This window comes from Gemella haemolysans (genome assembly GCF_001553035.1).
Lineage (GTDB): Bacteria > Bacillota > Bacilli > Staphylococcales > Gemellaceae > Gemella > Gemella haemolysans_B.
In genome coordinates this window covers 34,880-48,286 of the sequence record NZ_KQ959917.1, presented here as the reverse complement: position 1 = coordinate 48,286, position 13,407 = coordinate 34,880, and the positions used below count along the sequence as shown (strand labels likewise).

Genomic DNA, 13,407 nt, shown 5'->3' with positions numbered 1-13,407 from the left:
ATCAATAAACCACTGCGTCTATGAGTTATCATCTGAACTTTGTTACATTTTAGGACCTTTTTATCAACCCCTTATAGGGGAAGCCTTCATATCTCCTATAAATTTATATAACTATTAGATTCGGATTTTGTCTTAATCTAACTTGCCCCCTGGCTTCAAATCTCCAAGCAACCACTTTTCCAACAACTTCACATGAAGATCCTCTTCTTCACACTCAAAAATGGTAACTTCTTTTCGTTTAAACATACTTTCTAACTTTTTATTAATAACAATATTCTTTTCGTCTAATTTTGAATATCCAAAGTTCACTTCCACACTAATCTCATCGCAATATTGGATCACGTCTATTTCCCCTAATCTCATAAGCAGATACTCTTCTTTCTCAGGATAATTACGTGCATATTCTCTTATTCCATCATAAACTCCAACATCAAGGTTATTATCAAAAATATATTTAAAATCAAAGTTTTGAACATTTGAAATAAATAATTTCGCTATTTTCTGAGAAATTGCCGCTACTGCAAGACCTATTGCAGCACCTTGTCCTTTTGCTACTACAATCACCTCTATATCAGGAAACTCTTTTTCTAGAATATTTACCAAATCTAGCCCATCTTGATAGACATAATTATAATATAACTCCTCATCCTTATTATTATTTAAAAAAGGAAAGTATATTGAAGCTGGCTGCTTATTTTCACTTCTCCCCCTATCTCCTCTAACATGAAGTGTTGCACCGCTGTATCCTAACGCATAGTAATTCATAAGTCCTAAAAAACCTCTCGGTGCCTCTTCATAATCTGGAAACTCTAATATTATCCCCTTACTACCTATTTTTTTCACAACTATCTCTGCATAAATTTTTGAATAATCTATTGCTTCAAACTCTAACATTAATAATTGAATATCGTCATCGTCTCTTACTACACTAATCTTATAGTTCAGTTCTCTTTCTTTTACTAAATTCATTTTTCTATCTCTCCAGCACACATTTTTCCTTTTAATTATATCTTATTATCCTTGATAAAGATAATGTATAGCTTTATTACATCAAAATATATTAATTTCTATTACAAACATTTAACTCTCAGTTTTTTAAACATATTACGCACAACACCTACAATTTATTAAACAAAAAAACAATCCCCAACACTAGGTTGAGGACCATTTTTGTAAGTTCGTTATATTTTTTGAGATCTGACTTTATTATTTTGCTTCTTTTACGTATTCTTGATCTTTAGTGTGAATAGTAAGTCCAGTGATATTTTTAGTAGATTTGAAGAAGAAACTACAGATATAACCGAATACTAATGCACTTAAGAATGAGAATCCTGAGAAGATAAATGGACTTTGTTTAGCATAAGTTGTGAAGTCTTGGATGTACCAACATACAAGCCCTGCAACTACTAATCCTAATAATGCTCCAGCTCCATTTGCACGTTTAGTGAAGATACCAAGTGCGAATGTACCAGCTAAAGGCACCCCTAGAAGTCCGATATATTTAAGGAATAAATCCCAAGTTTCTTTTTGGTTAGAGTTTACGAAGTATAATGCTGCGATTGTTCCTAATACACCTGCTATGATGATGATAATACGAGCTAACAGAACGTCTTGTTTAGCATCTTTACTTAATCCGAAGAAACGTTGTTTAATATCAACTGTGATACAAGCTGAAATTGAGTTTAAGCTTGATGCGATTGTTGATTGAGCCGCTGCTAAGATAGCTGCGATAACTAATCCAGCAACCCCTGCAGGTAATGCTGTTAAGATGAAGTAAGGTACTAAAGCTGTTGTATTAGCTGCTTTACCTACTACTTCAGCGTTCATGAAGTCTGGTAATTTTGTTACAGCGTGACTACCTTTGTAGAAGCTGTATAAAACTGTTCCCATTCCGTAGAAGATTGGAATAGAGATGAATGCTAATAATCCGTTAGTCCAGATTGATTTGTTAGTTTCTTTTACAGATTCAGTAGTACTATAACGTTGAACTACGTCTTGAGAAGCTGTGTATTGTTGTAAACTGTTAAATACTGATCCAATGAAGATAATTGGAATAGTTGACGCTGTTAATGACCAGCTAAATTTTTCAGCAGTTACAATTTTACCATTAGCTAAAGCATCTTGAGTAATTTGCCCAAATCCACCTACGTGGTATGCTCCTAAGATGATTACTAAAACAGCTCCTCCAAGTAAAATGATACCTTGGATAACGTCTGTCCAGATAACTCCTTCTACCCCTCCTAAGAATGAGTAAACTACGCAAAGTAACCCGATAATCGCACACACTAAGAATGGGTTAAGTGTCGATACTGATGTGATAGCAACTGTTGGTAAGTAAATAACGATAGCTACACGTCCAATATGGAATAGTGAGAATAACACACTTCCTACTACACGTACACTAGGATTAAAACGTTCTTCTAAATATTCATATGCTGTCGTTACATTTAATTTTCTAAAGAATGGAATATAGTAGTGAATTAATATCGGAATAATCGCGATAATCGAGAAGTTCCCTGCTGCGTATGTCCAGTCCCCGTTAAATGCTTTTTCCGGTGTTGCCATAAATGTAATGGCAGATAATGTTGTTGCGTATATCGAGAATCCTACTGCCCAAGATGGAATGTTTCCTCCGGCTTTAAAGAATTCATCCGTGCTTTCACCTGCTTTTTTAGTGAAATACACCCCTATCGCTAGCATAGCTAACAAGTAAATCGCTAAAACTATACTGTTAAGTGTACCAAATCCAATTTTATCCATGGTACTCCCCTCCTATTTTTTCTTAATAATATTTTTTCTAATATCTAGGAAAGAGGAAAAATTCTCCTCTTTCCACCCCTAATTTTTTACCCCTTATTTGTTAAATTATAGGTTGTAATCTTTAACTAATTTTTCTACTTCAGGTAATTTAGCTGGATCAAATACTTTCATAGGTTGTTTACAGTATCCTGCATCAATCCCTTTAACTTTTAAGATTTCTTTAAGAGTTTGATATAATCCTAATTCTAATACTTTTTCAATTACATCATTTGCTTCATGTTGAAGTTCGTAAGCTTCAGCAACTTTACCTTCTTTAGCAAGTCTGAAGATTTCTTGGCTTCTTTGTCCGTTAACATTGTATGTAGAACCGATAGCTCCGTCTACTCCTGTAATAGCCGCTTGAACTAACATTTCATCGAATCCAGACCAAATTAGTTTGTTAGGGAATCGTTTTCTGAATCTTTCTAATTGATAGAAGTCTGCAGCAGTGTATTTAACACCGATAACTTTTTCATCTTCTAGTAATTCAGCAAATTGATCTAAACTAATTTTAACCCCTGTTAAGAATGGAATGTAGTAAAGAATCATGCTGTTATCTGTAGCATCAATGATTGTTTTGTAGTAGTGTTTGATTTCATTAAATGATAATGGATAGTAGAATGGAGTAACTGCTGATAATGAATCATATCCTAATTCTGTAGCGTATTTTGCTAATTCTACCGCTTCATTTAAATCTAAAGATCCAACTTGAGCGATAAGTTTAACTCTATCCCCAACTACTTCTTTTACAAATTTAAAAATTTGTTTCTTTTGAGCAGTGTTTAATAAGAAGTTCTCCCCGCTACTTCCATTAACATATAAACCATCAATTTTACTTACATTGATGTTATGTTCGATAACCTGTCTTAGCCCCTCTTCTTTAACCTCACCATTTTCGTCAAATGGAATAAGTAAAGCCGAATATAATCCTTTTAAATCTTTCATTATAATAACCTCCGTTATTTGTTTTTAATATTGTGCATTTATTTAACACATTAAATTTTAATACACTTATATTTTAAAACGTTTTCTTTAGTTTGTCAATAGAAGAATCTTAAAAATTTTATTTTTTTGAAAACCTTTTAACCTTTACTGCTGTTATCATATTTAGACTATATGCTAACAGTTAATTCAGTTGACGTTTATATAGTATATGTAAATCTATTGTCTAGTCTTATTGTCTCTATTTAATACATTAAACTCCTCTTTTTAAAAATAAAAAACGACTCACAAGTCATCATTTTATAAAAATCAGACTTATGCAGTCGCTTCTATTAACCTTTATTTATTACTTAAAAACCTTTAAATCGAACGTTATCAAGTAACAACTAAATACAAAAAATTTAACATTAAATTGATTATCTTTACTTTTAATACCTATCTATCATAACTTCCTACTAAGAACATATTTCCTTTTAATGTGTATTTACTGCAATCTGTTGTTAAGATAAAACTATCTCCTTTTTTCACATCATAAATGTTATCGTCTATTTCTACACTTCCACTACCATTAAGGACGGTAAATAGATTTCCTGTTCGAGTTTTCTCTAGGGAAACTTGCCCCTCCACTTCAACTTTAAACACAGAGAAGTACCTTTCATCGGCTAAGTATGTTACTGTAGCCCCTTCTAATTTTTCCGTTTTAGGGCTTGTAGTAACTTTTTGAAATGGAACTTTTGTCACATCTTTTGTTTTCTCTATATGAAGTTCACGTTTATTACCATCTTTGTCGACACGATCATAATCATATACTCGATATGTCGTATCAGAATTTTGTTGCACTTCATATATTAATATTCCCTCTCCAATCGCATGAAGAGTTCCTGCTGGAATATAGAAGAAATCTCCCGCTTTTACTTCTTCTTCTATAAACAATTCTTGCCATTGTTCACGATTAATTTTATCATTGAACTCCTCTTTTGTTTTAGCAGTATGTCCATATACTAACTTCGCACCTTCTTTAGCATCTAGTACATACCAACATTCAGTTTTACCAAGTTCACCATTCTCATTTTCACGCGCATAATCATCTTCAGGATGTACTTGAACTGATAGATTATCACTAGCATCTAAAATTTTAATTAATAATGGAAACTTATCATACACTTTCTCAGTAAATAAAGTAGGTTGTTTCTCATAAGCTTCTTTTAATGTTAAACCTGCTAACTCACCGTTTGTTATTTTTGAACTTCCGTTATCATGAGCCGCAATAACCCACGCTTCTCCAATATTTCCTTGTGGAATAGAAAAATCAAACTTCTCTAAATTACGTCCACCCCAAATTCTTTCACAAAATACAGGCTCTAAAAATACTATTTTATCCATTTTATTCTCCTTAAACAATTCTAACTTCTAGTTTATTATACACCAGTCACTATTTTTTATACAGCATATACCTTTTAATTTTTTTCTAGAAACAGTTTTCAAAAATTTAATTTTATGGTAATATATCGTTGTATAGAAATTAAAAAAATCATTAACATTAAAGATAATCATGTCTTTATTAAGAAAGTAGGTATAATATGTTATTAGGTATTGATATTGGTGGTACAAGTATAAAATTTGCTGTAATTGATGATAACTACAAAATCGTACATTACGAAACTTGTAAAACACCTGACAATGTAACTGTAAAAATTACTGATGAAATGTTCAGAATCGCAAGCAAAATCCGTGAAAGCTATAACTTCTCTGCAGCTGGTATCTCTGCGGCTGGTGTTATCGACAATGTTAACATGGAAGTTATCCGTTCAGCTCCAACTATTAAGAACTATCTTGGAACTAACTTCAAACGTGATTTTGGAGATAGACTAGGTATCCCAGTATACGCAGATAACGATGTTAACTGTGCCTTACTTGGTGAACAATGGCTTGGTGGAGCAAAAGGTTTAGATGAAGTATTCTGTATGGCTTTAGGAACTGGAATCGGTGGTGCTTACTACCTTACTAGTCTTCCTTTCGGATCTAACTTCGGTGTAGGTGAAATCGGACAATCTCTTTACGATTTCGACACTAAAACTACTTACGAACAACGTGCTTCTACTATCGCTTTAGATAGAAAAATCAAAGCCGAAATGTACGAAGGAATTAGCGTTATCGAATTCTTCGATCTTTGTAAACGTGAAGACACAACTGCACTAAAAGTGCTAGACGAATGGTTATTCGAACTTGCTCGTGGTATTGTTAACTTACTATGTATCCTAGATCCTAAGTATATCGTAATCGGTGGGGCTGTTTCTGCTCAAGGAGATTATTTATTAAATAAACTAGAAGCAAAAGTACGTGAACTTCACCCAATCGAAAACAACCAAACTAAATTCCTAGCAGCTGAGTTAGGAAATGATGCAGCTCTATACGGAGCTATTAGCCCATTTGTAGAAAAATAAGATATTAAACTTTACCCCCTCTTTACTTAAAAAGTAAGGAGGGGTTTCCATTTTTCAACAGAACTTCAAACTCTGTTCTAAGTTAATTTATAATTTTTGCAACCGTTTAAATTTTTTTCTAATATTTTTTAAGTTTTTTCTTTACAAAGTCCTGTATAAGTGATAATATAAATTTAAGTTAACACATTAAATTTTGATAAACAAATAATAATTAAGTCAAGGAGGGATCAACTTGAAAAAATACGAAAAGATTATAAACGATATCATCTTAAAAATACAAACTGGTATTTTTAAAGAAGGTGAGCAACTCTATACAGAAAAAGAGATAAAAGAAATATATAATGTTAGTAGTACTACTGCTGTTCGCGTGCTAAATGAACTAGAGTCAGCAGGATATATTTTTAGAATTCAAGGTAAAGGAAGTTTCGTTAACAAAACTCTAGTTAATAAAAAAGTCTTCGTTACAGAAAACAACAATTTCCATAAACACTTTAAAGAATCAGTATCTGAACACTCTGAAGTTGTAGAAGCTGAAATTATTCAAGATAAAGAGCTTTGCTCAAAATTAAAACTAAAAAATCAAAAACTTCTAAAAGTGGCTCGTATAAAATATATCGGTAATGTTGCTTGGGCTCACCAAACTAACTATATTCCAATTAAATATTTACCTGATGTTAATATCGATGATATCGACAGTTTCAAAGAGCTTGCTACTATGATTAGAAAAAAATATCGTATAGATATTCACCAAGAAAAATCTAAAAAAACTATGAAAGTTATAGTTGATACTCCTGAAGAAATTGCCAATTTCATCGCAAAAGATGGTGAACCTTGTTTTGAATTTGATAGGTACACCTACTTCGCAGACGGTAAAATTTTTGAATATGTAAAAATCTTTATAAATTACAAATACTACAGCTTAACAATTAAAGATTAAGCGTTGGATTGGAGCTAACTATGAACAAAAAAGAAGAAATCTTAAACCAAATTAAAGGCGGAATTATCGTTTCTTGCCAAGCATTACCTGGAGAACCACTTTACGTTGAAGAAGGTGGAATTATGAAACTTATGGCACTAGCTGCTAAAGAAGCTGGAGCTGTTGGTATTCGTGCACAAGGAGTTACTGATATAGTTCAAATCAAAGAAACAGTTGATCTGCCTGTTATCGGAATTATTAAACAAAGTTATGAAGGTATGTCACAATTCATCACAGCAACTATGAAAGAAGTAGATGCTCTTGTAGAAACAGGTTGTGAAATAATCGCCTTAGACTGTACTTTACGCCCTCGTTTTGATGGTACAACAATCAATGATTTTATCGCAGAAATCAAAGCTAAGTACCCTGACATTATTTTAATGGCAGATATTGCTACATTCGAAGAAGGCGTAAATGCGGCTAACATCGGTCTTGACTTTGTTGGAACTACATTAAGTGGTTATACAGAAAATACAAAAGATAGACCGAACGAAGTAGACTTAGGTCTTATCAAAAAACTATCTGAAACTATTTCTGTGCCTATAATCGCAGAAGGTCGTATCCACTACCCTGAACATGCAAAAGCAGCTTATGATGCAGGGGCATTTAGCGTAGTAGTTGGCGGAGCTATCACTCGTCCAAAAGAAATCGCAGCTAGGTTTATTAATGCAGTGAAATAAGAAAAAACCAACTCTGAAAAACTGTTTTCAGAGTTGGTTTCATTTTTTAGCTATAATTGATGATTTATTATCCAAGTTGATAAATCTTCAATAGTTGCTTGACTTGAAGCAATCTTTAAAATAATAGTATATAATTCTTCTTGTGAATATTACAATTCTATTCTGTTTAGAGCCAAAAAGACTAACATAGCGTGGACTCCTATCCGTTTATTCCCATCAATAAATGGATGATTTTTTACCAATCCATAGCATAATCTCGCTGCTTTTTGTTGAATTGTTGGATACATATCCTGATAATTAAATGTCTAAAACGGCGCATTAATTGCAGATTCTAACATTCCCAAATCCTTTACACCATCTAATCCTCCGAACTCAGAAATCAAATCTTTATGAAGTAAAAGTATTTGATTAGTTGATAATTTTATCATTTCGCCAACACCTCATAAGCCTTTTTATTTTTTTCCATTAAACTTTTAGAAAGTGCTAATACATCTTCATCCGAGGCTTGTTGAGTTTTTTCAAATTCATTAAATTCTACTAAAACATATCTTGGTGCATTATTTTTCAATATAACAACTGATCCATTTTCATCTACCATTCTTGCTATCTTAGAGAAGTTCTGATTTGCTTCTGTTATTGAAACCAAATTATTTGTGTCTATATTCATACATGACACCTCCTTTTCATATTATTATAATAAAAAAAATAGGATTAATTCAACCTATTTTATGTGATTAAAAAGTTCTAATTGACAGTTAATCAATTAGAACTTTTCTTTATGTTACTTTTCCCAAGCACGTCCATCGATGTAACTTGAATTTCTATAGTTTTCTTTCATCGGTTTTACCGGCATTATTATTGATAACAATATATATATCAATATTGGACTACCAAATGAGAAAATACTCGCTAATAAGAATAGTACTCGTAAGAAACTAGCACTTATTCCAAATCTTTTACTTAAACCACTACATACCCCAGAGATTAAAGCTCCTTCGTATGATTTATACATCTCTTTATCTTCTAAAAAATTAAGAAATTTATTCCAAATTTTATTTAATCCATCTATCATAATAAATTCCTCCTGACTTTATTGTTGATATTTTATTATTCTGACTTTATAAATATTATATCACATTTCTATGATATATATTAACTATTGTACTCAAGTTACTTTAAACTAAGTTTATATTATAAGATTTTTAATAAACATCTTAAAAATGACATTAACAGTGAAATTCTTATCGAGCATAAAAACCAAATCGTTTGCATATATATGAATCCACTAAAGATTTCATAAATATTTTTCTCCAAGAGTACCAAAAATCATTCTTGTTATTCAATTTTTCTAAAAAATTTCAATTGCCATTTTTGTGTTTCTAGAGCCGTTGTATTCAAATTTACGCTCCAAGGCGGATAAAATCGCATAGACATTTTTCCTTTACTATCTTTTGTCGAGAGAATTTTTCTACGGATAGCCTCCTCATTTGGAATAATAAACAGTCCTCTCTTATCGTTATCAATCACAACAATAACGAGTTCATTCCCTAGATCTTCATTAGTATATGGAATGTTCTTATTTCTTGAGTCTTTTTTCCAAAAGGCTGTAAAATATCCTTCTTTTTTTGGTGTTTTTTTTGCCAAGCGACATCTTTTATATCCTTGCTCTTCCTTTATTTTGATAAGGATACCTTCGTATTTTTCATTCCACTTTTCTTTAATGAATTCAAAATCATCATAAAACTCATTAAGAACCCCAAGTATTTTCATTTTAATATATGTCCTCCTTAACAAAAATTTTTCATTCAAATCACTGCATACTAATGATATTATAATCTCTTCATATGATTTATAGTTTTTCTCTTCTAACAAATTAAGAAATTTATTCCATATTTTACTATCCTTACTTTATGAATATTATATCATATTTATAAAGTACTCAAGCGCCTTTTAATTAAGTTTATATTATTAATGTTTTTTATAAAAAAGGGAATGACTTAAAAATCAAGATCTCTTAAAAAATAAGATTTTATCGAGTCACTCCCGCACAATTTATTAGATATCTAGAAAACTTTTATAAAGCGAATTCAGATATCAACTAAGCCACTGTGTCTATAAGCTCTCATATAAACTTTGTTAATATTTAGGACTTTTAGATCAGCCCCATTTATATTGTTCGTAAAATATTTATCTTGTCAAAAAATAAAAGAACACTACGAAGAATGTTCTTTCATTTTTTACAAGAGTCTTAAAGGATGGACGGCGTACCCATCATCTCAGGTACTCTATAAAAGAGTGTGTAGAGAGCCTTTTCTACTTCAATAAGACTTTTTTCTATCTTTATGTTATAACAAATATGTTGGTTTGTCAATTATTATACTTCTTAATACGTCCACTTCTTATCATACTCTTTAATTTCGCATCAGTAATATCATACATAGAAGCTGTATAAAAATAATTGTTTTTCATATCAAGTTTTATTGCTAATAGTATATTATCTTCAAATAATTTTATACATTCTAAACTAACACCTTTTTCTCTTGGATTAATTCCTACATAATCTGGAGTTTCTATAATATTTTCTATATAAGAAATATACTTAATCGCATGTTTATGTCTACTCTTTTTCATATGAGTTTCTAATCCTCTAGAAATTATTACCTCATCGACATCAATATTAATATCTAACTGCTGTTTTATCTTATTATTAATTTTCACTTTAATCTCTCCCATCTATTTAATTTTATCATATTATAGAGCATTCTTACCACCATTCGCTAACTTATTTCAATAATTCAATCTTTATTTTTCTTGATTTTTTATTCTATCCCCTTTTTAAAATTTTTCAAATTTTCTTCTTGACAAGTGAGTGTTCACTCACTATAATATTGATTATAAGGTGAGTGTTTACTTACCGAAAGTTTGAAATCTTATTTCTAATGGGATATTTCTTAGCACCTATCGTGAAACTGTTCTTTAATAATCACAGTTCCAAAAACATTAGGTGAATTAATATCCCTCAAATAATCTTATCTATATATTTTTTTAATTTTAAAGTGAGTGTTTACTCACTTTAAAAAGAAAGGTGATTCTTATGAAAAAATTAATACAAATTACTTCATTATCAAAAAATTTCGGGGATCAAAAAGTCCTTGATAACATTGATTTCAACCTAGAAAAAGGTGAAATTGTAGGTCTTATCGGCCCTTCTGGATCGGGAAAATCAACATTAATAAAAACAATGCTCGGTATGGAAAAAGCAGATAAAGGTGAAGCCCTTGTTCTAGATAACAAAATGCCAAAAAGAGAAATTCTTTCTAATATTGGATATATGGCACAAAGCGATGCTCTTTATGAAATACTTACTGGCTATGAAAATTTAGAATTTTTTGGAAAAATGAAAGGTGTTCCTTCAAAACAACTAAAAGAAGAAATAGCTTGTGTAGCAAAAATAGTTGACCTAACCGATCACTTAAAAAAATCAGTATCAAATTATTCGGGTGGGATGAAGCGAAGACTTTCTCTCGCCATTGCATTAATCGGTAGTCCTAAGTTACTTATACTCGATGAACCTACTGTCGGCATAGACCCTAGCCTTCGTCGTAGCATTTGGAAAGAATTGTTCAAGCAAAGGGATAACGGTGTTGGCATTCTAGTAACGACTCATGTAATGGACGAAGCAGAACTTACAGACAAAGTCGGACTTCTTCTTCGTGGAGATATTATAGACTTCGACACACCAAAAAATCTAAAAGAAAAAAATAATGTTACTACTATCGAAGAAGTATTCTTAAAAGTGGAGGAAAAATAACATGAGAATTTTAACTATTTCAAAAAGAGTATTTAAAGAATTTTTTAGAGATAAAAGGACTTTAGCTATGATGTTCGTTGCACCGATTTTTATAATGTGGTTAATCAGCATAGTCTTTTCAGCAAACACAAATTCTGAAATTACTGTTGCTTCTGTAAACACTCCTCAAAGTGTGGTTTCTGTAATGAAAGATATTGACAACGTTCATCTAGAAGAATATCAATCAAAAGAAGCTGCTGAAGAGAAATTAAAAAATAACGAGATAGATACGGTAATTTTTTACGATAACAATACTTATACGGTAACTCACGCTAATATAGATTCTACTAAAACTATGCAAGCCCAACAAGTTTTAAAAAGTTCTATAAAAACATCAGAAGCAAAAAGCTTGGTGGAAGTTGTTAAAAAAGTAAATCCTAAGTTAAGTGAAAATAAACAAGAACCTGAAGTTAAAGAATATTATAATTATGGTAATGCAGATTCAACATTTTTCAATAAAGTTGCACCTACTTTAATCGGCTATATCATATTCTTCTACGTATTTCTAATCTCTGGTATGGCACTATTAAAAGAACGTAATAGCGGAACTTTAGATAGACTTTTGGCAACTCCAGTAAAAAGAAGCGAGGTTGTCCTAGGTTATGTATTATCTTATAGCTCATTAGCTATAATTCAAACTATTATCGTCACTTTATCATCTGTATATTTATTAAATATTGAAGTTGCTGGAAATCCATTTTATGTTATAATAGTTAATGTATTATTAGCAATGGTTGCCTTAACATTAGGTTTACTGATCTCAACAGTTGCAAAATCAGAATTTCAAATGATGCAGTTCGTTCCGGTAATAGTTATTCCACAAATGTTCTTTTCAGGAATAGTATCTGTTGAGAGTATGGGAAAAATCGCTGTCTATATTAGTAAAATCTTACCTGTTACCTATGCTAGTGACGGTTTAAGCAAAATAATTTTAGAAGGTAAAAATCTTCTTGCAATTACAAATGATATAATAATTCTACTTGCACTTTGCATCCTTCTAATAATTCTTAATATTCTGGGCTTAAAACGATATAGAAAAGTTTAAAAAAACAATAGGAGACTCTTATGACTGAAAATATCTTACAATCTTACTTTAGCATATCTCATGACGAAACCTTCCCACCTGGTAAGAAAAAAACAATAGAAGCTGCGATTAATTTATTCGCAAAACAAGGATACCATGGTACATCTACACTTCAAATCGCTAAAGAAGCCGGCGTTAGTCAAGCAACAGTATTCAAGTACTTTAAAACTAAAGAAGATTTATTATATTCAATAATAGTCCCTATTATTCCTAAATTATTTTTAAATTTTCTAAAAAGAACTCAAAATACTAATTCACTTGAAGAATTAATCAGTTATGCTGTCGAAGATCGTATGATGTTCCTAAAAGAAAATAAGAACACTGTAAAAATAGTATTCTCAGAAATATTAACGAACGAGAATCTAAAAACCCAGCTTATCGATTCTTTAAAAGTGGTCTTTGCGGAAATAAACTTTAAAGACATATTACAAAAACATAAAGAAAATAATCCTGAAATTAACGAGGGCTTATCCTCAGCTGAAGTTATTCGTTCATTCGCAGGACCTATCATGACCTACTCAGCTCAAAGATTTATTCTTTTTGAAGATGTTCCTTGCCCTACTGAAGAGCATGATCTACAATTTATTAAACAACAAATTTATAAAAACTTAACAAGGTAAGAAAAAGAGGAG

16 protein-coding genes are annotated in these 13,407 nt (G+C 31.2%); 6 read left to right on the top strand and 10 right to left on the bottom strand.

Translation table 11 applies throughout. From position 1 onward, the window contains the following. Positions 1-132: 132 nt before the first annotated feature. The 4 genes from HMPREF3186_RS00280 to manA all read right to left on the bottom strand — a co-directional run bounded on the left by HMPREF3186_RS00280 (position 133) and on the right by manA (position 5,124). A complete protein-coding gene (locus HMPREF3186_RS00280) occupies positions 133-969 on the bottom strand; it encodes an acetylxylan esterase (RefSeq protein ID WP_060913393.1) in 837 nt (278 codons plus the stop codon). A gap of 237 nt (positions 970-1,206) precedes the next feature. Continuing rightward, complete coding sequence (locus tag HMPREF3186_RS00275; protein WP_060913392.1) at positions 1,207-2,760, bottom strand: sodium:solute symporter family protein; 1,554 nt, start codon at positions 2,758-2,760, stop codon at positions 1,207-1,209. Between the two features lie 105 nt (positions 2,761-2,865). Beyond that, positions 2,866-3,744, bottom strand: coding sequence for an N-acetylneuraminate lyase (locus HMPREF3186_RS00270; RefSeq protein ID WP_060913391.1), 879 nt, complete (start codon positions 3,742-3,744; stop codon positions 2,866-2,868). Positions 3,745-4,176: 432 nt separating this feature from the next. Then, entirely contained in the window at positions 4,177-5,124 is a 948-nt protein-coding gene (gene manA, locus HMPREF3186_RS00265; RefSeq protein WP_060913390.1) for a mannose-6-phosphate isomerase, class I, read from the bottom strand. A 197-nt stretch (positions 5,125-5,321) separates the two neighbouring features. On the opposite strand from manA, the gene HMPREF3186_RS00260 reads away from it, so the two are divergent. The 3 genes from HMPREF3186_RS00260 to HMPREF3186_RS00250 all read left to right on the top strand — a co-directional run bounded on the left by HMPREF3186_RS00260 (position 5,322) and on the right by HMPREF3186_RS00250 (position 7,841). Further along, positions 5,322-6,185, top strand: coding sequence for an ROK family protein (locus tag HMPREF3186_RS00260; protein ID WP_060913389.1), 864 nt, complete (start codon positions 5,322-5,324; stop codon positions 6,183-6,185). Positions 6,186-6,417: 232 nt separating this feature from the next. Further along, positions 6,418-7,122: a GntR family transcriptional regulator gene (locus HMPREF3186_RS00255; protein ID WP_060913388.1), complete on the top strand. Its 705-nt coding sequence runs from the start codon at positions 6,418-6,420 to the stop codon at positions 7,120-7,122. Positions 7,123-7,142: 20 nt separating this feature from the next. Then, the gene (locus HMPREF3186_RS00250) at positions 7,143-7,841 is read left to right on the top strand and encodes an N-acetylmannosamine-6-phosphate 2-epimerase (RefSeq protein ID WP_060913387.1); all 699 of its coding nucleotides are present in this window, start codon (positions 7,143-7,145) and stop codon (positions 7,839-7,841) included. Positions 7,842-7,990: 149 nt separating this feature from the next. On the opposite strand, the gene HMPREF3186_RS09575 is transcribed toward HMPREF3186_RS00250, so the two are convergent. The 6 genes from HMPREF3186_RS09575 to HMPREF3186_RS00225 all read right to left on the bottom strand — a co-directional run bounded on the left by HMPREF3186_RS09575 (position 7,991) and on the right by HMPREF3186_RS00225 (position 10,559). Beyond that, positions 7,991-8,128 (bottom strand): type II toxin-antitoxin system death-on-curing family toxin, encoded by a 138-nt coding sequence (locus HMPREF3186_RS09575; protein ID WP_197415003.1) that lies wholly within the window; start codon positions 8,126-8,128, stop codon positions 7,991-7,993. A gap of 18 nt (positions 8,129-8,146) precedes the next feature. Further along, positions 8,147-8,269 carry a hypothetical protein gene (locus HMPREF3186_RS09485; RefSeq protein ID WP_269446623.1) on the bottom strand — a complete coding sequence of 41 codons (123 nt, stop codon included), beginning with the start codon at positions 8,267-8,269 and terminating at the stop codon, positions 8,147-8,149. Continuing rightward, positions 8,266-8,508: a type II toxin-antitoxin system Phd/YefM family antitoxin gene (locus HMPREF3186_RS00240; protein ID WP_060913386.1), complete on the bottom strand. Its 243-nt coding sequence runs from the start codon at positions 8,506-8,508 to the stop codon at positions 8,266-8,268. Before HMPREF3186_RS00240 ends, HMPREF3186_RS09485 begins: the two co-directional genes overlap by 4 nt. Before the next feature lie 114 nt (positions 8,509-8,622). Continuing rightward, the gene (locus HMPREF3186_RS00235; protein ID WP_060913385.1) at positions 8,623-8,913 is read right to left on the bottom strand and encodes a PspC domain-containing protein; all 291 of its coding nucleotides are present in this window, start codon (positions 8,911-8,913) and stop codon (positions 8,623-8,625) included. Between the two features lie 263 nt (positions 8,914-9,176). Beyond that, positions 9,177-9,611 carry a MepB family protein gene (locus tag HMPREF3186_RS00230; protein WP_060913384.1) on the bottom strand — a complete coding sequence of 145 codons (435 nt, stop codon included), beginning with the start codon at positions 9,609-9,611 and terminating at the stop codon, positions 9,177-9,179. 597 nt (positions 9,612-10,208) lie between these two features. After that, positions 10,209-10,559: a PBECR3 domain-containing polyvalent protein gene (locus tag HMPREF3186_RS00225; RefSeq protein WP_060913383.1), complete on the bottom strand. Its 351-nt coding sequence runs from the start codon at positions 10,557-10,559 to the stop codon at positions 10,209-10,211. Between the two features lie 376 nt (positions 10,560-10,935). On the opposite strand from HMPREF3186_RS00225, the gene HMPREF3186_RS00220 reads away from it, so the two are divergent. From HMPREF3186_RS00220 to HMPREF3186_RS00210, 3 genes are read left to right on the top strand one after another with little or no spacing between them, the layout of a single operon-like run. After that, the gene (locus HMPREF3186_RS00220; RefSeq protein ID WP_060913382.1) at positions 10,936-11,652 is read left to right on the top strand and encodes an ABC transporter ATP-binding protein; all 717 of its coding nucleotides are present in this window, start codon (positions 10,936-10,938) and stop codon (positions 11,650-11,652) included. Position 11,653: 1 nt separating this feature from the next. Continuing rightward, a complete protein-coding gene (locus HMPREF3186_RS00215; protein WP_060913381.1) occupies positions 11,654-12,736 on the top strand; it encodes an ABC transporter permease in 1,083 nt (360 codons plus the stop codon). A gap of 20 nt (positions 12,737-12,756) precedes the next feature. Beyond that, entirely contained in the window at positions 12,757-13,395 is a 639-nt protein-coding gene (locus tag HMPREF3186_RS00210) for a TetR/AcrR family transcriptional regulator (RefSeq protein WP_060913380.1), read from the top strand. Positions 13,396-13,407: the final 12 nt, after the last annotated feature.